The 25798-nt window shown below is 59.5% G+C and carries 24 protein-coding genes, 2 tRNA genes, 1 pseudogene and 1 riboswitch; of the genes and pseudogenes, 17 read left to right on the forward strand and 10 right to left on the reverse strand.

What is annotated here, in order from left to right; translation table 11 throughout:
- Positions 1-74: 74 nt before the first annotated feature.
- The 4 genes from BMZ40_RS15825 to BMZ40_RS15845 all read left to right on the forward strand — a co-directional run bounded on the left by BMZ40_RS15825 (position 75) and on the right by BMZ40_RS15845 (position 4440).
- Entirely contained in the window at positions 75-335 is a 261-nt protein-coding gene (locus tag BMZ40_RS15825; protein ID WP_092378058.1) for a hypothetical protein, read from the forward strand.
- A 439-nt stretch (positions 336-774) separates the two neighbouring features.
- A complete protein-coding gene (locus BMZ40_RS15835; RefSeq protein WP_177193226.1) occupies positions 775-3267 on the forward strand; it encodes a phage NrS-1 polymerase family protein in 2493 nt (830 codons plus the stop codon).
- A 355-nt stretch (positions 3268-3622) separates the two neighbouring features.
- Positions 3623-3811 (forward strand): hypothetical protein, encoded by a 189-nt coding sequence (locus tag BMZ40_RS15840; protein ID WP_092378067.1) that lies wholly within the window; start codon positions 3623-3625, stop codon positions 3809-3811.
- Positions 3812-3825: 14 nt separating this feature from the next.
- Entirely contained in the window at positions 3826-4440 is a 615-nt protein-coding gene (locus BMZ40_RS15845) for an SOS response-associated peptidase (protein WP_092378070.1), read from the forward strand.
- A 12-nt stretch (positions 4441-4452) separates the two neighbouring features.
- Here BMZ40_RS15845 and BMZ40_RS20225 read toward each other — a convergent pair.
- Positions 4453-4772: pseudogene (locus tag BMZ40_RS20225) on the reverse strand (LexA family protein).
- On the opposite strand from BMZ40_RS20225, the gene BMZ40_RS15855 reads away from it, so the two are divergent.
- Complete coding sequence (locus BMZ40_RS15855) at positions 4743-5054, forward strand: hypothetical protein (protein WP_092378073.1); 312 nt, start codon at positions 4743-4745, stop codon at positions 5052-5054. The pseudogene BMZ40_RS20225 and the gene BMZ40_RS15855 overlap by 30 nt on opposite strands.
- Positions 5055-5174: 120 nt before the next feature.
- On the opposite strand, the gene BMZ40_RS15860 is transcribed toward BMZ40_RS15855, so the two are convergent.
- Positions 5175-6083: a hypothetical protein gene (locus BMZ40_RS15860; protein ID WP_092378077.1), complete on the reverse strand. Its 909-nt coding sequence runs from the start codon at positions 6081-6083 to the stop codon at positions 5175-5177.
- Between the two features lie 547 nt (positions 6084-6630).
- A riboswitch (SAM riboswitch) is annotated at positions 6631-6731 on the forward strand.
- 71 nt (positions 6732-6802) lie between these two features.
- Between BMZ40_RS15860 and BMZ40_RS15865 the strand changes: the two genes are divergently transcribed.
- The 3 genes from BMZ40_RS15865 (at position 6803) to BMZ40_RS15875 (ending at position 8417) form a co-directional block, all read left to right on the forward strand.
- On the forward strand, positions 6803-7696 hold the full coding sequence (locus BMZ40_RS15865) for an ADP-ribosylglycohydrolase family protein (RefSeq protein ID WP_092378080.1): 894 nt from the start codon (positions 6803-6805) through the stop codon (positions 7694-7696).
- 14 nt (positions 7697-7710) lie between these two features.
- Positions 7711-7863, forward strand: coding sequence for a hypothetical protein (locus tag BMZ40_RS19700; protein ID WP_177193227.1), 153 nt, complete (start codon positions 7711-7713; stop codon positions 7861-7863).
- Between the two features lie 185 nt (positions 7864-8048).
- Positions 8049-8417, forward strand: coding sequence for a hypothetical protein (locus BMZ40_RS15875; RefSeq protein WP_092378086.1), 369 nt, complete (start codon positions 8049-8051; stop codon positions 8415-8417).
- 474 nt (positions 8418-8891) lie between these two features.
- Here the strand turns inward: BMZ40_RS15875 and BMZ40_RS15880 are convergent.
- The 7 genes from BMZ40_RS15880 to BMZ40_RS15910 form a co-directional block, all read right to left on the reverse strand.
- A tRNA-Thr gene (locus BMZ40_RS15880) sits at positions 8892-8967 on the reverse strand.
- Between the two features lie 96 nt (positions 8968-9063).
- Complete coding sequence (locus BMZ40_RS15885; protein ID WP_092378088.1) at positions 9064-9843, reverse strand: hypothetical protein; 780 nt, start codon at positions 9841-9843, stop codon at positions 9064-9066.
- Positions 9844-10011: 168 nt separating this feature from the next.
- Positions 10012-10097 (reverse strand) — tRNA-Tyr (locus BMZ40_RS15890).
- A gap of 37 nt (positions 10098-10134) precedes the next feature.
- Positions 10135-11730 (reverse strand): response regulator, encoded by a 1596-nt coding sequence (locus BMZ40_RS15895; RefSeq protein ID WP_092378091.1) that lies wholly within the window; start codon positions 11728-11730, stop codon positions 10135-10137.
- 25 nt (positions 11731-11755) lie between these two features.
- Positions 11756-11977: an HD-GYP domain-containing protein gene (locus tag BMZ40_RS19815; RefSeq protein ID WP_092378094.1), complete on the reverse strand. Its 222-nt coding sequence runs from the start codon at positions 11975-11977 to the stop codon at positions 11756-11758.
- Positions 11919-13286: a response regulator gene (locus BMZ40_RS15905; protein ID WP_092378097.1), complete on the reverse strand. Its 1368-nt coding sequence runs from the start codon at positions 13284-13286 to the stop codon at positions 11919-11921. The genes BMZ40_RS19815 and BMZ40_RS15905 overlap by 59 nt, the downstream gene beginning before the upstream one ends.
- A gap of 23 nt (positions 13287-13309) precedes the next feature.
- Positions 13310-14878 (reverse strand): DUF3369 domain-containing protein, encoded by a 1569-nt coding sequence (locus BMZ40_RS15910; protein ID WP_092378100.1) that lies wholly within the window; start codon positions 14876-14878, stop codon positions 13310-13312.
- Here BMZ40_RS15910 and BMZ40_RS19360 point away from each other — a divergent pair.
- The gene (locus tag BMZ40_RS19360; protein WP_143075669.1) at positions 14868-15167 is read left to right on the forward strand and encodes a hypothetical protein; all 300 of its coding nucleotides are present in this window, start codon (positions 14868-14870) and stop codon (positions 15165-15167) included. The two genes, BMZ40_RS15910 and BMZ40_RS19360, sit on opposite strands and share 11 nt — an antisense overlap.
- 6 nt (positions 15168-15173) lie before the next feature.
- Here the strand turns inward: BMZ40_RS19360 and BMZ40_RS15915 are convergent, their stop codons facing one another.
- Positions 15174-18083, reverse strand: a complete 2910-nt coding sequence (locus BMZ40_RS15915; protein ID WP_092378102.1) for an insulinase family protein — start codon at positions 18081-18083, stop codon at positions 15174-15176.
- A 144-nt stretch (positions 18084-18227) separates the two neighbouring features.
- On the opposite strand from BMZ40_RS15915, the gene galE reads away from it, so the two are divergent.
- The 8 genes from galE (at position 18228) to BMZ40_RS15955 (ending at position 25792) form a co-directional block, all read left to right on the forward strand.
- Positions 18228-19205 carry a UDP-glucose 4-epimerase GalE gene (gene galE, locus BMZ40_RS15920; RefSeq protein ID WP_092378105.1) on the forward strand — a complete coding sequence of 326 codons (978 nt, stop codon included), beginning with the start codon at positions 18228-18230 and terminating at the stop codon, positions 19203-19205.
- 232 nt (positions 19206-19437) lie between these two features.
- Complete coding sequence (gene ileS, locus BMZ40_RS15925; RefSeq protein ID WP_092378108.1) at positions 19438-22248, forward strand: isoleucine--tRNA ligase; 2811 nt, start codon at positions 19438-19440, stop codon at positions 22246-22248.
- Positions 22241-22777, forward strand: coding sequence for a signal peptidase II (gene lspA / locus BMZ40_RS15930; protein WP_092378112.1), 537 nt, complete (start codon positions 22241-22243; stop codon positions 22775-22777). Before ileS ends, lspA begins: the two co-directional genes overlap by 8 nt.
- Positions 22758-23540 carry a prolipoprotein diacylglyceryl transferase gene (gene lgt, locus BMZ40_RS15935; RefSeq protein ID WP_092378115.1) on the forward strand — a complete coding sequence of 261 codons (783 nt, stop codon included), beginning with the start codon at positions 22758-22760 and terminating at the stop codon, positions 23538-23540. Before lspA ends, lgt begins: the two co-directional genes overlap by 20 nt.
- Complete coding sequence (locus BMZ40_RS15940) at positions 23533-23748, forward strand: PLDc N-terminal domain-containing protein (protein ID WP_092378118.1); 216 nt, start codon at positions 23533-23535, stop codon at positions 23746-23748. The genes lgt and BMZ40_RS15940 overlap by 8 nt, the downstream gene beginning before the upstream one ends.
- A gap of 66 nt (positions 23749-23814) precedes the next feature.
- Entirely contained in the window at positions 23815-24795 is a 981-nt protein-coding gene (ybgF, locus tag BMZ40_RS15945; protein WP_092378120.1) for a tol-pal system protein YbgF, read from the forward strand.
- An 18-nt stretch (positions 24796-24813) separates the two neighbouring features.
- Entirely contained in the window at positions 24814-25248 is a 435-nt protein-coding gene (locus tag BMZ40_RS15950; RefSeq protein WP_092378123.1) for an NIL domain-containing protein, read from the forward strand.
- Between the two features lie 10 nt (positions 25249-25258).
- The gene (locus BMZ40_RS15955) at positions 25259-25792 is read left to right on the forward strand and encodes a PilZ domain-containing protein (RefSeq protein WP_092378126.1); all 534 of its coding nucleotides are present in this window, start codon (positions 25259-25261) and stop codon (positions 25790-25792) included.
- Positions 25793-25798: the final 6 nt, after the last annotated feature.

The following is a 25798-nucleotide window of genomic DNA, read 5'->3' on the forward strand; positions in this document are numbered from 1 at the left end:
CGGGGCAGAACATCAACGTGTCTGCCCCGGACTTTTGCGTCTGCGGCTGCCACTAACCGAACGAGGAGAACATCATGTCGTTCAGTTTTCATTCAAAGGCGGAGTCGTGGGTCGGGGAGTTGGTGCTCCGTAGTCAGATCGAAGAGTTCAGCGAGGGCACATTCAAGCCCAGCAGCATGCGTACGCTCGATTCCATGGGGCGCGGACCTGCGGAAAGGATTCGTGTCGGCGGCAAGATCGGCTACCCCAAATGGCCGCTCGCGGAATGGCTTGACTCCAAATGCCGCTTTGAACATCGGCGGTCGTCTGCGGCGCAAAAGGACGGTGCCGCATGAAAAACGCCCCAACCAACCTTTCGACTGGCCGGGACGGAGGCGCAAACACTTGCCTACTATCCGTTTTTAACAAAATTGTCAACCTAGTGAAAATCTCAGGCACCTACGTCCTGTTCACCCTCGTCGGTTTAGGCGGGTCCGCTGTGGGCCTGATCGTGCTGGTCGCCGCCATGGTGGCCTGGGAGGTGGTCAGCCATGCCAACTAGCCCATGCAGTACTTGCCCCTTCCGACCCGTGATGCCTGACCGAGCCTATTTTGAGCAGCACGGGTTAGGCGTCTCCGAGGTGGCCCGCCGCCTCGGAGTCTCCGTATCCAATGTCAGCCGGTGGTTCACCTCTGGCCACGTTCCGGTCGGCCGACGCGAGGATCTGCTTCGACTGGCCGTGGAATTGGCCTGCAGGAACGAGCCTAAACTGCCTGCCAAGAAGGAGGTCAGAAATGAATTCTCAGACCTCTAAATTTCTGAGTCCAATAATCGGCCAGATCCCGCATGCCCTCAAGGCCCTGGGCCGCTGGTTCGTTTGGGAGGCTGTGCCGAAAGACGACCGAGTTGACAAGGTACCTCACAACCACAGGACCCGTCACTCCTGCAACGCGCACGATCCGGTTATTTGGTCATCCTTCAAGGACATCATTGTCGCCCATGCTGGAGGCGGCTGGAGCGGCATAGGCGTTCTTCCTGGGGAAGGCGTCCTTGGTGTTGACCTCGACAAATGCCGCGATCCCGAGACCGGAGCCGTTGAGTCTTGGGCGCAGGAGATCGTTGACCGGATCGGCAGCTACACTGAGACGTCCCCAAGCGGCACAGGGGTGCGCGTCTTCGTGCGCGGCACAGCACCTGGGTCACGGAAGAAGCGCGGCAGGATCGAGATGTACAATGGCGAGGGTGGGAATTTCCTGACCGTGACGGGTCACGCCATTCCAGGCTCCGCAACGGATGTGGTGGAGAACCAGGCCGGCGTCGATTGGCTCTACAGAACCCACCTGGCCGGTGACGAGAAGTCGGTTGAGGCCACTTCTGTGATCGCTGGAGAGTCCCGGTTGACCGACGAGGAGGTGCTCGATGCCATAAGGGCCAGCGCCCAGGGCGAGAAGTTTGCGGCGCTGTACGATGACGGAGACTGGGAGAACTATGACTACCCATCGCAAAGCGAGGCCGATATGGCTTTGATGTCCATGCTGGCCTGGTGGACCGGGTCCGATCCTGAACAGATGGAGCGAATCTTCTCAGACTCGCAACTGGCCCTACGGGAAAAGTGGCAGGATCGGGAGGATTACCGAAAAAGCACCATCGCCGGAGCCGTCAAAGCAAACGGAGGTAAGCACTTCTGTGGTCAAGGTCCGTCTATGACGCCCGAGGATGCCTTCGCGGAGGTCGAGACCACCGCGCAGCCTGCGCAAGGGCAGGCATGGCCCGACTACGTTCCCTTCGCCGAGGACCCTCCGGAAATGCCCCGAGGTGTCCTGCCCGGGCTGCTCGGAGAGTTCGTCGAGGCCTTGAGCGAGGCCATCCAGACTCCCCGAGAACTGGCGGCCATCAATTCCCTTGGCGTGGTCGCCCTGGCCGTCCAGAGCTGCGGCGTGGTGCGCGTTAAGCCGGACTACCACGAGCCTCTCAACATCTATGGACTTGTCGCGTCTGAGCCCGGAGAAAGGAAAAGTGCCGTAGTTTCGGCGTGCAAGGCGCCGCTTGTTGAGTGGGAACAGAAACAGGCTCAGAACCTGCGTGAGGAGATCCGAAGGGCCAACAGCTTTAAGAGAACCGCGGATAAGGCCATCGAGGCGGCTCGGCAGCGAGCGGCGCGTTCAAAGTCCTCCCAGGAGTTGGAAGCTGCCCAGGCCGAGATATTCGCCATGGAGACAGAGTCGCCCGTGGTGCCCGTCCCGCCCCGATTGTTATGCGACGACATCACACCGGAAGCCCTGGCCGAAGCTTTGGCCCAACACGGAGAGTCCTTGGGCATCCTCGAAGCGGAGGGCGGCCTTTTCGAGAAGCTGAACGGGTTGTACACTAAGGGCGTCCCCAACATCGACATAGTGCTCAAATCATTCGGCGGCGAACCCGTTTCGGTGGATCGCAAGAGTAAGGAGCCCATCCTCTTGCAGCGGCCCAAACTTACCTTGGTCCTGACCCCCCAACCCATTGTATTGGCCGACGCACTGGGAAACCGCGCATTCATGGGGCGCGGTCTGGTCGCTAGATTCATGTTGGTCCTGCCCCGGTCCAGGGTTGGATTCCGCATCAACAGCGGAACTCTGGACAAAGCCCTGGCCGCACGGTGGGATCTCTTCATCAGTAGTCTGCTGGACACTTCGGTCGGTATCGAGCCCCGCGAGATTCCGCTGTCAGGGAAGGCGTTCCGCCTATGGTTGTCCTTTACCGACAGTGTTGAGAAGGCCCAGCGCACTGGAGGCGAATTCGAGCACATCAGACCTTGGGCAAGCAAGCTGAGCGGGCTCACCGTACGTATCGCCGGACTCTTTTCCGTTGTGGAGCGCAGTGAAGTCTCACCGGCCCAGATCAGCGAAGCGACCATGGCGAGAGCTGTGCAGTTCGCTGAATGGCTCGCGCAACATGCGAAGCACGTCTTCGGCGCGTTCAGCACGGAAGGGGTGCTTGGGGTCGCCAAGGCGGTTCTCGAGTGGCTCCAGCGCGAACAGCGAGAGGAGGCCACAGGCCGAGAGATCTTCAAAGCCCTGCGCGGCCGATATCCCACCATGAAGGAGTTGCGCCCTGGCCTGGACGAACTGCTCGACCGTGGAGCCTTAGTTCGTGACTACAGAGGGGCATCATCAGTCGGACGGAAAAAGGAAGTGTATCTGGTCAACCCTGAGGTCCATCAGAACAAGGTGGCAGAGCCCGATCTGGTCAACCCCGAGGTTCATCAGACCCAGACGGCAGAGCCAGATCTGGACTATAGCGACCTATAAGCGGTTTTGGGCATTTTGGGCTGAAATCGGGAAGGAGAGAAGATGTCAGGAGTCACAGAGGGGAGTATTGGGCATTTTGGACCACTGGGCTTAAAAGCGAATTGAGACCTTTTTTCTCTCTCCGAACCTCAGGTCATACATATGACCATATGCCCAAAATACCCAAAACTCTCCCCCGTGGCCATGATTGGCACCAAAACTCATACGGTCTTAAATAGTCTTAACTCCAGTGGCGGCAAAGAAGTAACACGTCTGCGAAAGGACTCATTGTTTCACAAAAAATATGGCCAGCAATAAGCAGGCGGCCGGACAGTGTTTCACAGCAGAAAATGTTTCACAAGGAAGGAGTCAAACGATGACATATCTTGAGAAGGTTCTTGAACTGAGTCGGTATCTGGCACGCCCAGGCCGTGTGATGATGATCAACGTTCAGCATGATGATGCCTGCGCCCATTGGCGCGGCCTGCCATGTGATTGCAAGCCTAACATCGTACTCCACGATATCATCGATGCTGACGAGCCGCAGGAAAAGGATTTCAACTGAACGAGTCGCGGCGGATGGCATCTTTGCATTTTATTGCTGTTGGCCCTGGCCCGTATGGGCCAGGTAATGATGCCGGGCATCTGGAACTGAACGGCCCCAGGTGGGGCCTCATCCCTCACTGGTGGAAGAAAGACGTCTCGCCGTCGCTGACCTTCAACGCGCGCTCCGAGGATGCCATCGAGAAGCCGACCTGGCGCCACAGCCTGCGCAGCATGCGGTGCCTGATGCCCGCACGGGGATGGTATGAGTGGAACGAGAATGAGCAGGTCAGGAACGAGGGCGGCCGGAAGGTCAAACAGCCCTACTTCATCTCACTGCCCGACTCGGACGTTATTGCCTTCGCAGGCCTTTGGGCTGTCTGGCAGGGCCAAGACGGCGCCCAAGTCCTTTCATGCGCGCTGATGTCCAAGACAGCCGCCCCCTCCATCGCCCACATCCACGACCGAATGCCCGTCGTTCTCAAACAGGAACACTTTGCAGCCTGGCTCGACCCGAAGACTCAGAGGCAGGACGTCCAAGAGAGCCTCTCTGACGCCCTTTCGGACTTTATGAGCTATCCTGTGAGCACGAAGGTCAACAATGCCCGCAACGACTTCCCGGAGCTGCTGGAGCCCTCGACACCAATCTGACAGCCAGCACGATCAATACTTCCTCACCATCCCCGTCACCACGCCCAGTATCTCCATATCCTGCCCCGGCCTGATGCGCAGAGGCAGAAAATCTCTGTTCTCAGGGTCAAGGGCCCAGACTCCGGACTTTCTGTTTAGGCGTCGGACACAAATGTCCCCATTTACGACCGCAACCACAATCATGCCGTGCCGAGGCCTATGGACCGGTCGACGATGAGAACATCTCCGTCGAGTATCCCGGCACCGACCAGCGCGTCGCTCTTGGCCCTGACCATGAACGTATCCGGAGGGTTCCTGATCATATGTCTGTTCAGGTCCAGTTCAGCTTCGATGTAGTCATCGGCAGGGGATGGGAAGCCAGGCTGAGATGTGAGATGAGTACAGGCCCCTCTAGGCTCATCTCGCCCAAGGCTGCACGGAGATCAGCCAGCGCGGCCAAGGCGCGCCTCATGGAATTGGCCGAGGAAATCATCGCAGTCCTGGGTCAAGACCCTAATGCCGAAATCCGTGTGAACCTTGAAATACACGCTGACTACCCTAACGGGGCTTCTGACCAGATCAAGCGGGCCGTAACGTTGTGGACGGGACTGAAGACGGCTGAAAGGGAGGGATGAGACCGTTAAGATGTATGGCAGAAATAGAGTCTCAACTTTAAGCAAATATCACAAGAGGGCATTAAATGAGCGCCAAGACATATTATTTTGCTTAGATATACTGGCTCATGGAGTCCATTGCTATGCGCTTCTCGAGCATTGGGCACGAGATTCTTGCAAAATTGAGAAGGCCGTATTTTGCGCTTTAGTAAAGCCATCAACACATTGCTCAAGGAAAACATACTCAAACTCATCATCGCTCATATTATCGAATTCACTGACTGCACCCGTTGTGGAATTTCTTGACATTAATATATCTAAGATCGGAACAAACTTGTTTTTTTCATCTGCCCTAACGCGGACTAGTGAAATATTGATACCTTCTTCCAATCGTTGAACAAAAACCTCATATGTTTCTTTGAACATTCGAGCCATATCCAAGCCAATCAATCTACCATACTCTTCAAATCCCATAGCTTCAGCACCTGATTGCTCCTTCAAGTAACCATCAACACACTTCATCGTGTGATCGTGATTTACTTTCAGCACTTTATTCAACGAGTCGATGACAATGCCTCGAAGTACGTCATCTGGTTTAGATGCCTTACAAATAGCCAACCATAATATGGACCAAGCAAAAAATTGGCCACTGTGCTGGAAAATATTTGAATAGCCCTTCCTGGAACAATATCTGTCGAAATTATTGCCGACATTTCTGATAAATGATGATGCAAGAGACCCTGCATCTCGCCTCATTACACCCGCCTCACCAAAGGAGGACATTACCTCTTTTTTTTCTTTCTTTTCTTTCTTTTCTTTCTCGAAACCCTCAACGACCCAATACGTTAGGGTAACAAGAAAGTAAGTCACAAGATATACGGCGACACCCACAAGCGGGAATTCAACAAATATCTCTTCATCACGCAAGATGTAATCGTCCACAAGTAAATATGTATAGACGCCAACTGCAAGCAGTACTGAAACAAATAAACGAAGTCGACGTTTTCCTTCGCTCACCTTTATAATCAACTTTGTCGGTATTAGATTCATAACATTTCTCTTTACGTATAAACAAGTGACTATATAGTTTCTTGATAACACCGACTCAGTGATGATTTGACAGCGAGGAGGCCACCAAGCGACCATTTCCTAACTGACCAACGATCAGACGTTGCACAGTGTCCTTGCCCCTGATGCCGCAAAGTTTTCGACCTAGTAGCGTAGCACCGAAAGTTTCGCAATCCGCATAATTGTAGGACAAGAAAGTTTCTCTCCTACACGAGAAAAGGGCTTGATTGGGCGACATGCATGGCAAAACTTCATCGAAGGCCTGAGCCATATATGACGACGACGCCCGTACTGGCTTGAAAGTCTGGATTATCCCGCGCAGGTTAATATCATGGCAAGCTTTTCGTGGTATGACGTGAAGGTGATTGTGACGGTGAAGGAAAAGATCTATTTTCTGCAAGCAAGAATTTTGTGGTCGTCGAAGACAAGGCTCTGATCGCCCTGAACCGGGTGGAACCGGCTAGAAGGTGGAATTGACCCGCAACGCGCACCGCTTGACTTCAGCCACCAAAATACCATAATTCCATTTCACACATGCAGAGTGGCGCGAGGGATCTGGCCCTATGACCGCCCGGCAACCTGATCACAGTGATCAAGGTGCCAAAGCCAGCCCGCAAGGGACCATGAGCCACTAGTAAAGCTCTCCAGTCCAGGGGAGCTTTTCTTGTTCCTGGCATCCAAGTTCCTCACGCGGGTTCACCATGCAACCGCAGGAGGACATCATGCTGGGAGCCATCGCCGGAGACATCATCGGAAGCATCTACGAGCGGCACAACACCACCCGCTATGACTTCGAACTCTTCACCAAGCACTCCACCTTTACCGACGACACGGTCATGACCGTCGCCATGATGGATCACATCCTGTCCCGTGATGACCTAAATGACACGATCAGGAAGTGGTATTCGCGCTATCCCCGGAGAGGTTACGGGCCCGGGTTCCGCGCCTGGATCGGCGGGCACGCCAAGGGCATGAGCCGGGGCAACGGCGCTGCCATGCGGACCAGTCCCTGGGCCTGGATGCCCTATCCCCGGGAAGAGATGATGGAGAACGTCGAGCGGTGTGCCCGTGTCACCCACGACAGCCCTGACGGCATTGCAGGCGCCATCGCCGTCGCGGATGTCATCCGTGATATTCGGGACGGATTCGGAAAGAAAATGACAAGGAACGGCATGGAGGGCTTTGCAGATGGGTATGAGAGGCTGCGATGGCCTCCCAGGATCAAGCAGCCTGGTGGCCTGGCCAGGGAATCCGTCCCCGTGGCCCTGGCGGCCGCGCTGAACTCCACGAGCTTCGAGGACGCCATCAGGAAAGCGGTAAGCGCCGGCGGCGACTCAGACACCATCGCGTCTATTGCCGGGGCTGTGGCCGAGGCCATCTATGGCCGCCTACCCGACGACATCCTGTACGAGATCCGCGACCGGTTGCCTTCGGACTTGATGAACGTCGTCGACGCCTTCTACTACAACTGGGTGGACCCGGACATCGCTTACCCCAGGACGCTCAGGGAGGGCGATGAGTCCGGCTCGGCCCCGCCCAGCGACCCGATATACCGGAGGGGCTTTGCGTTCGGCATTATTGGTGGCCGACGATAAGGAGGAGTAAGGTTATGACGACAGACAAGGACACGCCGATACCGGAAGCTTCAGCAGATGCCCCGGATCTCAATCACCCGGACGACCTGCAGATTCAAGCCTTCAACGATTTTGAAGCGGCACTGTTGGATCTGTACAAAAAACACGGAGGTACGCCATGCCAGTGAGACACAACCCGCCCGGGACACCACTTCCGGACGACCACCCGCTGAAGGGCGGATGCATAATCTTTGGGATGAAACCACCGAAAGCTTGGCTAGAAAGGCAGGCGGCGAAAAAACTCGCAGCCCAAGAGCTTACCTCAACGCCAGAACAGGAAAAATCCTCTCCGGTCAAGGAATAGGAGGTCACTATGGAAGAGTTAGCTCCTCTCACAGAAGGTGAAAAACACCAAACGAAATGGGACGATGTCATTGCCCGGCAGACTGGTGAAAGGACCTGGACAATTACTCGTCCGCTTGCGCCTGGCTGGCACATAACCGAGACGCTGGCTCGGCGCTGTGATGAAAACGACTGGGTTAGGACATGCGATGTCACAGGCACAGACCTGAACTCTACCGGAGAAATGCACGCAAGTGCGTGTGTGGGATACATCTATCCGGTCACGGAGCGCTATGCGGCCGCATGGCTGGATATGTACTTCCCTGACTCCACTCCTGCCCGGGAGACGGACAGCGAGGAGCAAGCCCTTGAGCAACCGAAGGTCCAGAACATTGAATAAAGGAGGACTACGGCTATGCCAGTGAAAATCAACCCACGGGGAACGCCCCTACCAGACGGCCATCCGCTGAAGGGCGGATGCATAATCTTAGGATGGAATCGACCGCCCTCCTCCGCGAAGCCATCGACGCCGACAGCAGAACCCTCTTCCAAGCCGGATCTTTCCCCGTTCGAGGTCGAGGCCCACAAGTCCTACGAGTCGGCGATGCGGGACCGGTACGAGCAAGCTACGGGGAACAAACGCCCGGCGGAAGCTCCTTCGTCAGAGGCTGACACCTCCGGAGAACCTTGGCACGGATGAGTGATTTCGAACTCATGTCCTCGGGTCTGCCCCTTGCCGAATCAGCCCGGTGGGGGGCTCTTTTTTGGCCTGCTGGTGGGGATAGGGCGCGCCCTAACTGCCACACTAACTGCCACACTTTGACAAACAACAAAGAAAAAGCGCTCATGGTTTCACATAAGCGCTTATTTTTACTGGAGCCAGGAAAGAGAATTGAACTCTCGACCTACTGATTACGAATCAGTTGCTCTACCAACTGAGCTATCCTGGCAAAAACAGCGAAGTCGTAGCTATCCAAGGCATGGACGAGCGTCAAGGGAAAAGTGACGAAAGCCTGGCCGCGACTTCAGAAAACATCAACGTGCTTTCAATCGATTTGCATCACCACGGGCACGACCAGCACCGTTCCCGCTCGCTGAAACTCTCCCCAACCCTTGTAAATCCCGGGGCCGGGGAAACGGGCTTCGAAGGCGACCTCGTTTTCCTTGTCCCCGGAGACGGGTTCGGCGGGGACATATTGGCGGCCGTCCGCGCTCAAGGCAATGAAATGGCCCTTGGCCCCAAGAAAAGGCTCCATATCGGTGAGAGGCTCTTCATTCAGATCCATCAGGGCGAAGCTGATTCTGTGCGTGACCAGTCCCGCTTCAACGTCGACATTCGCCAGCATCTCGGAAGTCTGCACCATGCCCGGCACATACGGGTCCAAAGGCGGCGCGGCGGAGCCCACGCCTTCGACGTGCAGCTCGGCCATGAGGGTCACTCCGCTGCCGTCCCTGGGCGTGAACTCGACATGGAAAAAATAGGTTCCGCCCTCCGGAAAGGTCATCCCGGTGACCATGGTTCCCTGCGGCCCCGGTTCCGGAAAAGTATGGGTGAACTTGTCGAGGCCCTCCCGGACGATGGTCAGGTGCAATTTTTTCCCGCGCACGATCTCAAATGCGGTCACGGGTGCGCCGTAGGCGTCGGTCAGTTGCAGGGTGACTTCAACCTGCTGGCCTGCCTCGACCACTTCCGGGGCGGCGGTGAGCGTCAGATGGAATGCGCCGGTGTCGAAGCCCTGGGAGGAATATCCCGTCGCGGCAGGAAGATGCGTGGACCAGCCGCAGGCCAGAATGAGCAAAAGCCAAAAAACATATTTGTGACGCATGAAAACCTCCAAAATGAGAGCTTGTTCACCGCCATTTCTTAAACAGCTGCAAGGTTTTCGCAAGAAAAATCGCCTCGGCGGAGCAAGGCTGTGCAATCTCCCTGCAAATTCTGTCTCTGGAGCGCAGGGCAAAAAAAAACCCACCATAAGGTGGGTTGGTTCGGCGTCTGGTGGAGGGGGGAGGATTTGAACCTCCGAAGTCGTACGACGACAGATTTACAGTCTGTTCCCTTTGGCCACTCGGGAACCCCTCCGAACAGAGGCGGTTGATAGATGACCCGAAGGCGGCGGTCAAGGTTTTTTTTCAGACAAGGGCATTTTAATATCCCGACTCTGCTGGATAATATCCTCCCGCAGGGCCAGAAACTCGTCCTTGTGCGCAAGCAGCGTATCGATCAGAACCGGATCGAACATGCGCCCGCGCTGATCGTGCAGGTGCGCCAGGGCGTCTGTCACTGTCCAGGCGTCTTTATAGACGCGCGCGCTGAGCAAACTGTCCAGGACATCGACCACTCGCGCGATGCGGCTGAAAATGTGGATGTCCTCCCCCGCCAGGCCCTTTGGGTAGCCGCTGCCGTCCCAGGCCTCCTGGTGTTCGAGAGCGATGCGCGCCGCTGTCTGCATGATGTGGTTGCCCGATCGGTTCAGGATGTCGAAGCCCAGGCGCGGGTGCTGTTCGATGATCCTGCGTTCGACCTCGTCCAGGGGGCCGGCCTTGAGAAGCACGCTGTCGGGGATGGCCACCTTGCCCACGTCATGCATGGGCATGGCTAGGCGCAAAAGATCGCAGTCATCTGCGGGCAACCCCGCATGACGCCCCAGCAACCAGGCCATCTCAGCCACCCGATGCACGTGCATGCCGCCAGCCAGAGCGCGATTTTCCACAACCTCGCCAAGAGTGAAAATGACCTCCCGGTGGGTCTGGGCGATCTCCTGATTCAATTGCAGGTTCTCGAAAGCCACAGTCACGTTGGCCGCGAAGATCTGTACCAGATCCTGTTCCAGAGGAGTAAGTTCCCGCAGCACGCGCAGAAAAAGCACGTGCCTTGCGCCGCTGGTCATGCCGAAGCAGCCCGCGTAGCTGGTCTGGCTGAAAAAGCACTGGTCCGTGCTTGCGGCCCTGCGGATCAGGTCCATTTCCTGCGCATCGAGCACTTCGCTCGCCAGACGGGACTCAAGGCTCAAAAAATCTCCGGTGCCCGCGATGATGACAAAATCATCGAGCCTGTCACGGGCCGCAAATCCCGAGGCATCGCCCAGATACATGGAGCTGTCTTCCAGATGCAGAAGCGAGGTCATTTGGGTCAGCACCCCGCGCGCGAAAAGCTCCAGGCTGTCGGCCTGAAACAGGTCGACCGAGGCGGCGATGATGTCTTCGAGCCCCTGACGGCTGGAGTCGATGGCCCTCAGGTCGCGGTAGGAGCGGATGCCGGTGGTCACGGCGGTAAAAAGTTTCTGTGCCGTGAGTTCGGCTTTGCTCTTGTAGTCGTTGATGTCGTAGTTGATGATGACCTGGCGTTCCGGAGCCTGGCCCGGCTGACCCGTGCGCAGAATGATGCGCACCAGCGCATTGCCCAGCTCCTCGCGCACCTGCCGGGCCAGATCGAGACCCGCATGAGGCGTCTCCATGACCACGTCGAGAAGCATGACCGCGATATCGGGGTTCTCGATCAGGGCCTGCCTGCCTTCATCCGCACTGAACGCGCTCAGGAATTCGAGTCGTGCGCCCTCGAACTCGAATCCCTCCAGGACCATGCGCGTGATGCTGTGCACATCCTCTTCGTCATCCACGATCAGAAGTTTCCAGGCCTTGCGTTCCCGTGGGGACGAGCCCAGGTCGTCCTCGGCGGCAAACACGATGTCGTCGCGCAGCTCGTGATCGGTCATGAAACCCTTCCCCCCATGAAAACGTCTAGTCCGGATACGCGACCCGGATGGCCAGTATCTCGTCCAGATTCTCCAGAAAAATGTCCACCAGGAACGGATCGAACTGCCTGCCCCTCTTCTCCCTAAGATAGTCCAGGACCTCGTTCAGTGGCCACGCCCTCTTGTAGACCCGGTCGCAGGAGAGCGCGTCAAAAACATCGGCCAGGGCCGTGATGCGTCCGAAAATATGCGTCTCGTCCTCGACCAACCCGTGGGGGGTAGCCGCCGCCGTCCCAGTGTTCGTGGTGCTGCAGGGCGATGGTGGCGGCGGTGCGCATGATGCGGCGCGGCGAACCTTTGAGGATGGAATGGCCGATGACCGTGTGCGTCTTGATGATGGAGAACTCATCGTCGGTGAGCTTGCCGGGTTTGAAGAGAATGGAGTCGGGAATGCCGATCTTGCCTACGTCATGCATGGGCGAGGCCATGCGCAGAAGACGCGCCCGCTCGTCCGAGAGTCCGGCCTTGACGGCCAGCACGTAGGAATATTCGGCCACGCGTTTGACGTGATGGGCCGTTTCCTTGGAACGGGTCTCGACCACCTCGCCGAGGGTGAGCACAACCTCGCGCTGCGTGGCCACGATTTCCTCGGTCAGAAAGAGGTTGCTGAGGGCCACGGCGATGTTCCCGCCCAGAATGTGCAAAAGGCCCTGCTCGGTCTCGCTCAAGGGGCGACCGAAGAAGACGTAGAAGAAAAAGTCCTGATCAGTGTGCGAATTGAAAAATCTGGCCGCGAACTCCTGGTCGAGCACCAGCACCCGCCCTTCCCTGTTCGCCCGCTCGAACAACTCCCGCAAACGCCCGTCCGGGACGTTTTCGGGACCGGGGTTCAGCCCGCGCGACTCCAGAATTTCAAACCCCTCGTCTGTGCCCAGCGCCACCAGCCCGTTCTCTCGGCAGCACGCCCCGGCGCAGCGCCCGGTGCGCAGGATGTGCTCCAGGGCCAGGACAAAGAAATCCTGCACCGAGCCGGCCGAGAACAGGGCCGCAGAAGCGCAGATGACCTCCTGCAATCCCAGGCGGCCAAGCTCGATGGTGCGCAGGTCGCGGTAGGAGCGAATGGCTGCGGTGATGGCCGTGAACAGGCGCTGCTCGCTCAGCTCCGCCTTGTGCTTGTAATCGTTGATGTCGTATTCGGTGATGACCTTGCGCTCGGGGGCCTGCCCGGGCTGGCCCGTGCGCAGGATGATGCGCACGAAGGAGTTGTTGGCCTCCTTGCGCACGTGCCTGGCGAACTCAAGCCCCGCGTTTTCCGTCTCCATGACCACGTCGAGCAGAATCACGGCCGTATCCGGATGCTCGCGCAGGAGCGCCCGCGCCTCGGCGCCGGAATAGGCGTGCAGATATTGCACGGGAGTGTTCTGGTAATGATAGTCGCCAAGGGTAAGCTCCGTGACCTTGTGCACGAAGTCGTCATCATCCACGATCATGACCTTCCACATCCCTTCGCTCTCGGATTTCAGGGGAGGAGTTTCGTCTGCAAAGTGAACTTCTTCCATCGCATGCTCGCTTTTCATGAAAAGGGCTCCGGTTGGAGGAATCAATCGGGAAATTCCTGGCGGATGGCGACAAAGGCGTCGAGCTGCCGCATCATCGTATCGACCATGTGCGGGTCGAACATCTCTCCACGCTCCGCAAGGATGAAACCGCGCACCTGATCGAGGGGCCAAGGCTCCTTGTAGACCCTGCGCGAGAGCAGGGAGTCGAAGACATCGACCAGGCAGACGATGCGCCCGTACGGGTGGATGTCCTGTCCGGCAAGGCCCAGGGGATAGCCTGAACCGTTCCAGCGCTCATGATGCTCATGGGCAATGACCGCTGCGGCCTTCATGATCGGTCGGCTGGAACCCTTTAGAATCTGATGGCCGAGCAGGGTGTGGGTCTTCATGATCTCGAATTCCTCCGTGGTCAGCTTGCCGGGCTTGAGCAGGATGGAATCGGGGATGCCGATCTTGCCCACATCATGCATGGGCGAGGCCAGACGCACAAGGTCCGCCTCCTGGGAGTCGAGCCCAAGCTCCAAGGCCAGCAGCCGGCAACATTCCGAAACCCGGCGCACATGCCCCGCCGTCTCCTTGGAGCGCGATTCCACGCATTCGCCAAGGGTCAGGATGATCTCTTTCTGGCTGTGCAGCAGCTCCGTGTTCAGCAGCATATTGTCCAGCGCTATGGCCACATTCCCGGAGAAAACCTCCACCAGCCTGCGTTCGAAGGCATTGAGGGATCTGTCCAGGCGGAAATAGAGCAGGTTCTCGGACCCACGCCGGGAGCGAAAATACTGCACGAAGGAGTCCTCACCGAAGACGCCTCCCTTTTGCCGCAAGGCCTGCTGCAAAACGAGGGTCACGTTGTCGTCCAGTTCGCAGGCTTTCTCTTCCTGGCCGCAGTGGCCGAACTCTCCCGTCCCCGCGAGAACCGAAATGTCGCCGTCGCGTACCGTGGCCGCGAATCCGGAAGGAGAATGCAGGAAAAGGCAGTCCTCGTTGACGCGCAGCAGGGAACTCATCTGATCAAGGACGCCCTGGGCAAAGAGCGCCATGTTGCGCCGCTCGAAGAGCCCCCTGGTGGAAGATATGATCAGATTGAGACCCTGACGGCTCTTCTCGATGACGTTCAGGTCCCGATACGAACGGATGGCCGTGGTCACGGTGGAAAAGAGCTTCTGGGCGGTCAGCTCCGTCTTGTGCTTGTAGTCGTTGATGTCGTAACGGGTGATGACCTCGCGCTCCGGCGCCTGACCGGGCTGGCCCGTGCGCAGGATGATGCGCACGGCGCGATTGCCGAGCTCCGAACGGATGAATTCGACAAGCTCCAGTCCCGCTTGGCCCGTCTCCATGACCACATCAAGGAGGATGACAGCGATGTCGTCGTTCCCGCGCAGGAACTCCCGGGCCTGCGCTCCGGAGTAGGCGCTCAGAAAGGTCAGCCCCTTGCCGGAAAAGGTCAGGCCCTCAAGCACCATCCTGGTGATGACGTGCACCTCCTCCTCGTCGTCGACGATGAGCAGCTTCCAGCCCGGCACCACGCGGGACCGGGACGGCTCCTGCTCGTCGGCAAAAAACAATTCATCCGAAAGGGATGGGGAACTGACTTGTTTCATGTCATCCATCAAGGTTCTCCACGTTCTTGAAGTCCGTGCCGCAGACGACTCGCCGGTGAGGCCGCATTTCACGTTCTTGCCACGGGCGCCGCAATTTATCAAAACCTTTTTAAAATCACGGCACATGCCGCATAAAGCGCGCGCCAAGCCAGTCATCACCTCGACAAAAGAGTCTCAAAATTCCATTGGCCCGGACATGCATGGACCGCGCCGGAGAATCCGGGGCCACGCGCCGCATGAAAAAAGGCCGCACGCCGCTATGGTGCGACGCGCGGCCTTTTGGTGGCAGGTCAAATAAATCCGGTTAAAGCAGACGAATCTTGCGCTTGAACTCAAGTCCCTGCGAGGCGGCCCTGGTCAGGGAGTCCTCGCCTCCGAGCACGCAGACCAGACCCGTGGGCGCGACCTCGCGCAGCAGCGTGCCGAATTCGCGGAAATGACGCTCGTCCGTGGCCAGGACCTCGTCCCGGATGCGCTGACGGGTCTCGGTGGTCACTCCGGCCAGATGCTGGCTCAAGGCCGTAAAGCCCTTGGAGTCGGGGAGCTGGTAAGGGTCGAGGTCGCCCGAGGTGCCGATGATGGCCTTCAGAAGTTCGCCCCGATCCAGGCTGACCGTTTCCAGGAATTTTCCGCAGCCGTCGAAGGCGGCCAGGGTGGAGGTGACGTTCGGGTCGCGGTAAGAGCCGAAGCTCATCAGGCCCGAGAGACGGCCGAAGTTGCAAAAGCCGCCATACGCTCCGCCCAGGACCCGGACCTGTTCCCACAGCCAGGTCGTGCGCAGGTACTTGACCGCCACCAGGCTTGATCCGTGAAAGGAGTAGCTGGCTTTGTGCAGGTCGCAGATCTTGCCGACATAATTGACCTGAGCCGGGATGACGAGCCCTTCGTGCCCGTCCTTGCCAAGCCCCGGCCAGACCGCTCCCGCCTGGACTCCGCCAGGCAGGCCGGCCACGAACTCCCGGAAGCGCTCGCCATGGGCGGCGAGCATGCCCTCGTCCATGGTCAGGTTCAGCACCGCGCCGTTCCTGTTCACCAGTGCCCGGCGCAGCTCCTCCAGATCGGACAGCACGCCGTCGAAATCACTATCCATCCGGTCAGCCAGTTCACGCAGGAAGAAGAGATTCTCAAGGCCGCCCATGCGTTCCTGCAGGCTGTCCGCCAAGTTGAAGCGCGAGCGCAGGCGCAGGCCCACGAAATGATGACCGGAGGGCACCAGGGCGTGCTCAAGGCCCGCCTTCTCCTCCAGCACCATCTGGCGGAAGCGCTCACGGTCGTCGAAACGGGCCAGGGTCAGGGCGTCATGCACGATGTCGATCATGTCGCCGACCCGCTCGCCCACGGCCTTGGCCCGTACCACCAGCCGGGCCACGGGGCCGGGGCCGTCCTCGCGCTGGGACAGGAGGCTCCTGGCATAGACTCCGCCTGTCTTGCTGCCCATCCGCTTGGAGAAGGACACGTAGTCCTCCTTCGTGGTGCCCATCTCGGTCAGGGCGCGGCCGAAGAGCGGGACCAGGGGAATGAGGCGATCGGGCACCGCGCCAAGGTCCAGGGCCAAGTCCATGTAACAGATATTATTGGTCGGCAGGTCATGCATGAGCGCCGTGGCCTCTTCCCAGTCCCGCACCTCCGTGGGTACGACGCGCACCGTGGGGTCAATGTCCTCCCGGGCGAGACTGGGCAGCAGGGCCAGGGCCTCGGGCGAATCCGGGGCCTCCTGCATGCGCCGCAGCTGCTCGGTGCGCCGCACCAGCTCGTCGTCGGCCAGGGCCGCCAGATCGGCACGCAGCTTGGCGATGAGTTCCTGTTCTTCCCGATCCATCCGCGCCGCATGTCCTTCCTCGGGTTCGAGGATGACCACGCTGGCGTGGGGATTACCCAGGATGTGGCGCTCGATGAGGTCCTCGAAGACCCGCTCGCCCCGGGCCAACCGCTCTTTCAGGGCAGCCATGGGCGCCTCGAAGGCCACCAGCTCCAGCGGATCGAGGTCATACAGCCAGGACCCCAGCGAACGCAGCATGACGATGAGGCCGCGCGGATAGGAGCCGGTGTTGTTCTCGCGCAGATCGAACTCGGCGGAATTGACTCCGGCCTCGATCAGATCGGCCTCGAAACCATGGGCCACGATGTCTTCGAGAGTCTTGACGATGAGATCTCGCACCGCCTGAAAATTTTCCGGCAGCACGCCCTTCATGCCTACGGAAAAGTACATCTGGGCCATCTCGTGCTCAACGCCCGCTCCGGTCAGGTCCTCGCCCAGACCCGACTCAATGAGAGCCTTGCGCAGGGGGGAAGCGTTCATGCCGGTCAGAAGGCCGTCCAGAATCTTGCAGGCCAGCACGGTTCCGGCGTCTTCCTTGCCGGGCAGCAGCCAGTTCATGGTCAGCATGCCCAGCGCGTCCTCATCCTCGCCCATGGCCTCGAAACCGAGCCGCACTTCACGCGGGGCGTCGAAGGCCTTCTGCCGCGCAATGGACGAATTCACATCCAGGGCGGAAAACTGATCCAGATATTCGCTCAAAAGTTCGAGCCGGGCGTCCGGGTCGTCGTCGCCGTAAAAGAAGATCCATGCGTTGGAGGGATGATAGAGCGTGCGGTGGAACTCAAGAAAGCCTTCGTAGGTCAGCTCCGTGATGGCGCGAGGGTTGCCGCCGGAGTCCAGGCCGTAGGTCGTGTCCGGAAATAGGGATTGCTGCGAATGCTCGGCGAGCTGCGAATCCGGCGAAGAGTACACTCCCTTCATTTCATTGTAGACCACGCCCTTGATAGACAGCTCCCCGCCCTTTTCCGGCAGGTCCAGATGCCAGCCCTCCTGCTCGAAGATCTCGGGTGTGATGCGCGGAAAGAAGACCGCGTCCAGGTACACGTCGACCAGATTGTAGAAATCCTTCAGGTTCTGGCTGGCCACGGGATAGCAGGTCTTGTCCGGGTAGGTCATGGCGTTCAGGAAGGTCTGCAGCGAACCCTTCAGGAGATCCACGAAGGGCTCCTTGACCGGATATTTGCGCGACCCGCACAACACCGAATGCTCCAGGATGTGCGCCACTCCCGTCGAATCCGACGGCGGGGTGCGAAAGCTGATGCCGAAGACCTTGTTCTCGTCGTCGTTGACCACGGACAGGATGCGCGCTCCTGTCTTGTCGTGCACGAAGATATCGGCCCGGGATGAAATTTCCTGAACATAAGTGGTTGAAACGCGAGTGAATCCGGTGGTCATGGGCGGTAGATCTCCTGGAAATCGGTTTTTTGTGCCGGTCTTGCGGGATTGGACTGGACACTTTGGCAAACCAGTCCCTTTGCAAGCCCGAAGGACTTCTGTAAAGAGCGGGACTACAATGTCAATGCTCGAAAGGAGAATTCCATGTCCAAGATTCTGGTCACCGGCGGCGCCGGGTATATAGGTTCCCACACGACCCTGGCCCTGCTTGAGGCCGGTTACGAGGTCGTGGTTTACGACAATCTATCCACGGGCAAAGCCGAGGCGGTGCTGCCCCCGGCCCGTCTGGTGGTCGGCGATCTGGCCCACGCGGACATGCTGGATCGCCTCATGGCCGAGGAAAAATTTTCGGCGGTGCTGCATTTCGCGGGCTCCATCGTAGTGCCCGAGTCGGTGGAAAACCCGCTCAAATACTACATGAACAACACCAACAATACCACGGAACTGATCCGCCTGGCGGTGAAGAACGCCATCCCGCGCTTCATCTTCTCCTCCACGGCGGCGGTCTACGGCATGCCCGACACGCCTGCCGTGACCGAGGAGAGCCCGACGAACCCCATCAACCCCTATGGCCGCACCAAGCTCATGAGCGAGTGGGTCATCCAGGACACGGCCTTCGCGCATCCGGACTTTTCCTTTGTCATCCTGCGCTACTTCAACGTGGCCGGAGCCGACCCCGAGGGACGCATCGGCCAGTCCACGCCCGACGCCACGCACCTGATCAAGGTCGCCTCCCAGGCCGCGCTGGGCCGCAGGGAGGCCCTGCACATCTTCGGCACGGACTACGACACCCCCGACGGGACCTGCATCCGCGACTACATCCACGTGGCCGATCTGGCTGGAGCCCATGTGCTCGCGCTTGGCCATCTGGAGGCCGGCAATCCTTCGGACATCTTCAACTGCGGCTACGGACACGGCTACTCCGTGCGTGAAATCGTGGGAGCAGTGAAAGAGGCCAGCGGCGTGGACTTTCCCGTGGTCCTGAGCCCGCGCCGGGCAGGGGATCCGCCCGCGCTCATCTCCGACCCGACCCGCATCCGCGCGACCATGAACTGGAAACCCGCCCATGACGACATAACGGCCATCGCCCTCTCGGCCTACAGGTGGGAAATGAGGCTCTGACCACCTGCCCGAAAGCGCGGATATCCAGGCTGTTCGAAAATGGTGAAATTTTCCGCCGCGACGGGGCGGATCGCCGTTTTGGAGCAGCCTTCAGACCGCGCCAAACTTGACTTCGGGTGCGGGATATTCCACTGTTCTGCCCTTCATTGCAATACAAATAACGAAAATTTGTGCTCGCCACGCTGGCCCGTGGTCCGTCGGCACAGCAGATAACCCGGAGGAACGTCGTCCCATGAGCGATTACAAGAAAACCCTGAACCTTCCCGCCACCACCTTTCCCATGAAGGGCAGCCTGACCCAGAACGAGCCCAAAATCCTGGACGGCTGGTACCAGACCGACGCCTACGGGGCCATGATCGGCGCCAATGAAGGCTGCACGCCCTATGTCCTCCACGACGGACCTCCGTACGCCAACGGCCACATCCACATCGGCCACGCCATGAACAAGATTTTAAAGGACGTCATCGTCAAGCACCGCAACCTGACCGGCCGCCAGGCCCAGTATGTGCCCGGCTGGGACTGTCACGGCCTGCCCATCGAGCTTAAAGTCGAGCAGGAACTGGGCGGCAAGAACAAATTCTCCATCCTCGAGATCCGCAAGAAATGCCGCGAGTACGCCCTCAAGTACCTGGACATCCAGCGCGAGGAATTCAAGCGCCTTGGCGTTCTCGGGACCTGGGACAAGCCCTATCTGACCATGACCCCGGATTACGAGACGGCCACGGCCCGCGAGCTGGCCAATTTCTACAAGCTCGGCTCGGTGCAGCGCAACAAGAAGCCCATCTATTGGTGCGGCTCCTGCGAGACGGCCCTGGCCGAAGCCGAGGTCGAGTACGACGACCACTCCTCGCCTTCCATCTATGTGCGCTTCCCCCTGCAGGCCGAGGAACTGGCCCGGGTTTTCCCCCAGGCCCCTGCCGATGACAGCTTCATCGTCATCTGGACAACCACGCCCTGGACCATTCCGGACAACCTGGCCGTGGCCGTACACCCGGACTTCGAATACGACCTCGTCCAGGTTGGCGGAACTTTCTACATCCTGGCCAAGGAACTGGTGGCCGGATGCGCCGAGCGCTTCGGCTGGGGCGAGTGGTCCGTGCGGGCCACGGTTCAGGGCAGCGCGCTGGAAGGGCTCGTCGCCCGCCATCCCTTCTATGACCGCCCCTCTCCCGTGGTCACCGCCGACTACGTGACCCTCGACGCCGGCACGGGCTGCGTTCACACCGCCCCCGGCCATGGCCGCGAAGACTACGAAACCGGCCTGCGTCATGGCCTTGAGATCCTCTCGCCCCTTGACGATGAGGCCAGATTTCTGCCCAGCGTGGAGTTCTTCGGCGGCAAGAACGTATTCGAGGCCAACCCCCTGGTCATCGCCAAGCTGACCGAGGTCGGGCACCTGCTGGGCAGCGAGAAGATCAGACACTCCTACCCGCACTGCTGGCGTTGCAAGAAGCCTGTCATCTTCCGGGCCACGACCCAGTGGTTCATCGCCATGGAACACGACAACCTGCGCGGCAAGACGCTCGGCGCCATCGACAACGACGTGCGCTGGATCCCGTCCTGGGGCAAGGAGCGCATCCACAGCATGATCAAGTTCCGTCCCGACTGGTGCATATCGCGCCAGCGCATGTGGGGCGTGCCGATCATCGCCCTTCTGTGCAAAGACTGCGGAGACGCCTATTTCGACGGCGACTGGGCCCACGGCATCGTGGACCGCTTCGCCACGCATCCCACCGGTGCGGACTACTGGTTCGAGGCCCCGCTGACCGAGGTCGTGCCCAAAGGGCTGACCTGCCCCAAATGCGGCGGCACGCACTGGGAAAAAGAGGACGACATCCTGGACGTCTGGTTCGACTCCGGCACCAGCTTCGCCGCCGTGGTCGAAGGGAGGCCCGAGTGCTCCTTCCCGGCGGACCTGTACCTTGAAGGCACCGACCAGCATCGCGGCTGGTTCCACTCCTCGCTCCTGGCCTCCATGGGCACGCGCGGCGTGCCCCCCTACAAGACCGTGCTCACCCACGGCTTCGTTCTCGACGGGCAGGGCCGCAAGATGTCCAAATCCATCGGCAACGTGGTCGCCCCGCAGGAGATCATCGAAAAGCACGGCGCCGAAGTGCTGCGCCTGTGGGTGGCCTCTGAAAACTACCAGGAGGACCTGCGCATCTCCGACGAGATCCTGCGCCGCCTGGTCGACGCCTACCGCAAGATCCGCAACACCTGCCGCTTCATCCTCGGCAACCTGAGCGACTTCAACCCGGCCACGGACCTGATCGCCACGGCCGACATGCTGGCCCTCGACCGCTACGCCCTGAACATGGTCCGCGCCAAGCACCAGACCATCCAGGCGGCCTACGAAAACTTCGAGTTCCACAAGGTCTACCACACCCTGCACAACCTGTGCACCACGGACCTGAGCTCCTACTATCTCGACATCATAAAGGACCGTGTCTACGTCAACGGCGCCACCAGCCTTGAACGCCGTTCGGCCCAGACCGCCCTCTACCACATGCTGCTCATGATCGTGGGCGACATGGCTCCGATCCTGAGCTTCACCTCCGAGGAAATCTTCCAGCACCTGCCCGAGGCCATGCGCCCGGCGGGCAGCACGGTCTTCGCCATGCGCGTGCCCGAGATCGAAGGCGCGCTTTTGACCGAAGAGGAAACGGCCATCTGGAATCTGGTCTTTGCCGTGCGCGGCGACGTGACCCGGGCCATCGAGCCCCTGCGTCAGTCCAAGGAACTCGGGCATTCCCTCGATGCCAAGGTGATCATCCACGCCACGGGCGAGGCTTTTGCCGCGCTGTCCGGCGTGGCCTCCGACCTGCGCGACGTGTTCATCGTCAGTCAGGCGCAGGTCACGGACCAGCCCGCACCGGCCGAAGCAATCCAGGGAGAGGTCGAGGGCGTGGCCGTGGTCATCGCCAGGGCCCTGGGCGAAAAATGCGCCCGCTGCTGGATCCACGACGAAAATCTGGGCACGGACCCCGAGCACCCCACGGCCTGCCCGCGCTGCACCAAGGTGCTCAAGGAATACCATGCCTAAGGCGGCCCGCGTTCCCTGCAAGCCCGATATGGGACGACGCTACCGGACCATCGGTCTGGTGGCGGCCATCGTCTTTGTCCTGGACCAGCTGAGCAAGCTCTGGATCCAGCAGACCATTTCGGTCTGGGAAAAGGGCTTCACGGTCATCCCCGGTTTTTTCGACATCGTGCACATCCTGAACCGGGGAGCGGCCTTTGGTTTCCTGAACCGCCACGACATCGACTGGCAGCGGCCCTTCTTCATCGTGGTCTCGATCCTGGCCTTGGGACTCATCTGGGTCCTGGCCAGGAGCCAGGAGGACGACGGCCCGTTCTATGTCTATGGACTGGGCCTGATCCTGGGCGGTGCCCTGGGCAATCTGATGGACCGCGCACGGCTCGGAGTGGTGGTGGATTTTCTGGATTTCTACGTAGGCGACATGCACTGGCCTGCCTTCAACGTGGCCGACATGGGCATCTGCGTCGGCGCGGCCGCGCTGCTCGTTTCTTTTTACCAGCAGAGGCGACGCTGTGTTCCCGACAATAATTGAGATCGCGCCCTTCATGCTCTTCGGATTCAAGCTTGGCCCCTTCGCGCTGCACACCTACGGTCTCTTTGTCGCGGCGGGATTCTTGCTTGGCATCGCCTGGTCCATGCGCGAAGCACGGGCGCGAGGCCTGAACCCCGACATCGTCTCCGACCTTGGCTTCTACATCATCCTTGGCGCCATCCTCGGTGCACGCGCCCTGTACGTAATCATCAACCCGGTCTATTTCTGGAACAATCCACTTGAAATACTGATGTTCTGGAAGGGAGGCCTGGTCTTTTCCGGCGGAGCCATCCTGGCCACCGTTTTTGCCCTGGCCTTCATGCGGGTCAGAAAAGAAAATCCCTGGCTATGGATGGACGTCCTGGCTCCGGGCATCGGCCTTGGCGAGGCCGTGGGGCGCATCGGTTGTCTGGCCGCCGGATGCTGCTACGGCGCTGTCTGCGATCTGCCCTGGGCCATCACCTTCTTCGACCCCGAGTCCCTGGCCCCTCTGCACGTGCCGCTGCACCCCACCCAGCTCTACCACAGCCTGGCGGGACTGGTCTGTTTTGCCGTGACGCTGGCGCTCAAATCCAGAACACAGAACACGGGCCAGCTCATGGGCATCTTTCTGGCTCTTTTCGGATCGTTCAGGTTCATCATCGAACTTTTCCGCGCAGACTATCGCGGCGACTTCGGACCCGTCAGCGTGACCCAGGTCATTGCCCTCGGGGCGGTGTGCCTTGGGCTTTTCATCATCCAGCACAGGAGACGCAATGTTTAACATTCCCCCTGACAAACTCGTTTACGCGATACCGCTCCTCATCTTGCCCATACTGCCCAACTTATGGTCCATCTGGCATCTGTACACGAACGAGTTTCCGACGCATCAGGAACGAGCGGCCTGGATTGTGGCCCAAGTCGTCTTGCCGGTCGTCGGCGGAGTGGGTTATATCCTCTTCGGCCGAAAACGGGCCATCAAAAAACAATGACAACACGGTCTCTCCCGCTCGCGGTCGAGGCCAATCAGATGAAAAAGCACCCACAGCGAGGTTCTCATGTCTTCTTTTCCCCTTGGCAGGAAAATTCTGGTCGGCGGAGCTCTGGCCGCTCTGCTGGGCACAATTCCGGCCTGTGTCACCACCTCGGATTTCGACCGCCTGCGCAGTCAGGTCTATTCGCAGGAACAGGAACGCATCAAGCAGCAGGACCGCATCGCCCAGCTTGAAGCGGAACTGGCGCGCAGTCAGCCCGCCCAGGCCAACAACTGGGCGGAAGTGAACGCCCTGCGCAGCCAGCTCGCGGCCCTGACCGGACAGGTCGACGACCTGCACCGGACCCAGCAAATGCAGCAGGAAGCAGCCGGAGGGCTGGTGACTGTTGATTCGCTCAACTCCAGGGTCGTCGATCTTGAACGCAAGACGCTCTTCATGGCCACCCAGCTTGGCATCGTCTTCGACGAGATGCCTCCCCTGCCCCCGGCCCAGTCCACGCCCACAGGCAGCTTTCCAGGCACCATGACGCCTCCCGCTCCCGGTGCGCCCGAAGTTCCCGGCAACGCTTCCCAGCCCGTGCCGCAGCCTGCGACACAGCCTGCGGCCCCGGTCATCGGAACCCCGGAGACAAGGCCGGAGGCGCAACCCCAAACGCAGCCACAGGCCGAAGTGCCTGGACAGGAGCTTTACCAGCAGGCCCTGGAAAGCTTTTATGCGATGAAGTACAAGCAGGCCCAGACCACATGGGCCGAGTTCGTCAAGGGATTCCCCAAGGATCCCCTCGTGCCCAACGCCATCTTCTGGCAGGGAGAATGTTTCTTCCAGATGCAGGACTACGCCAACGCGGTCCTGACCTACCAGAAAGTCATCGAGGATCACAGCAAGTCCAACAAATACACGGCCGCCCTCCTCAAGCAGGGCATCTCCTTCTTCAAGCTCAAGAAGGACCAGGCCGGCAAACTGGTGCTTGAAGACCTGATCAAGAAACACCCCCAGTCCGCCGAGGCCAAGCGTGCCCAGGCATACCTGAAGGGCGGCAACTAGGCCCGCGCAAGGAAACCCATGTCCACTCAAGAATACAGCCGCATCGTCAGCCTGCGCTTCCCCCCGGAGTCCTCGGGCCAGCCCATGATGTACAATCTGGCCAAACACTTCGACCTGACCTTCAACATTCTGCAGGCGAACATCAACCCACGCCGCGAAGGCCACATGATCCTGGAGCTTTCCGGCACGCGGGAACACTATCGCCAGGGCGTGATCTACCTGCAGGAACAGGGTATCAGGGTCACGCCGGTGGCCCACGAGATCTCGCGCAACGAGGAGTCGTGCATGCACTGCGGTCTGTGCACGGCCCTGTGCCCTTCAAAGGCGCTGCACCTCAATCTTGAAACCCGGCTGGTCGATTTCGATCAGGAAAAATGCACCGCCTGCAACATGTGCGTCACCGTGTGTCCCGTTCGGGCCATGATCATGGAGGTCGACCCGGATACGTGGTAGAGGAGGAGTCATGAACGTTCCAGAGCGCGCTTACGCCCGAGTCGACACGGCCCTGAAAGGATATCTGCGCATCCTGCCCACGGGCCGTTTCACCTCCCTCTTTGCCAGCACCCAGACGGGGACCATGCCGCAGCTCTCCGAGACAGCGCAGTCCGCCCTGCCCGACGGGCTGGCGCACTACCTGCGTGCCATGAACGAAAAACTCAGCGCCATCCTCTCCATCCTGACCCAGCAAACGCTGCAGGAAGACTTCCCCGTACCCGTGCTCATCCATGACATCAGTGGCGCGGGCATCAGATTCTCCGCCGATCAGGATTTCGAACCGGGCCAGGGCGTGGAAGTGGTGATCGCGCTCAGCAACCAGCCCCAGAGCCTGGCCGGGGCCACCGGAACCATCCTCAGGGCCAAAGAGAGTCAAGGGGAACGGGTCTGGGCCATGGAATTCATGGACATGCGCGACTGCGAACGCGAAAAGATCATTCAATACGTCGTGGCCAAGCAACGCGAACAACTGCTGGAGCGTCACCTCGCCCCCTCATCCTAACCCGGG

The organism is Desulfomicrobium apsheronum (assembly GCF_900114115.1).
Lineage (GTDB): Bacteria > Desulfobacterota > Desulfovibrionia > Desulfovibrionales > Desulfomicrobiaceae > Desulfomicrobium > Desulfomicrobium apsheronum.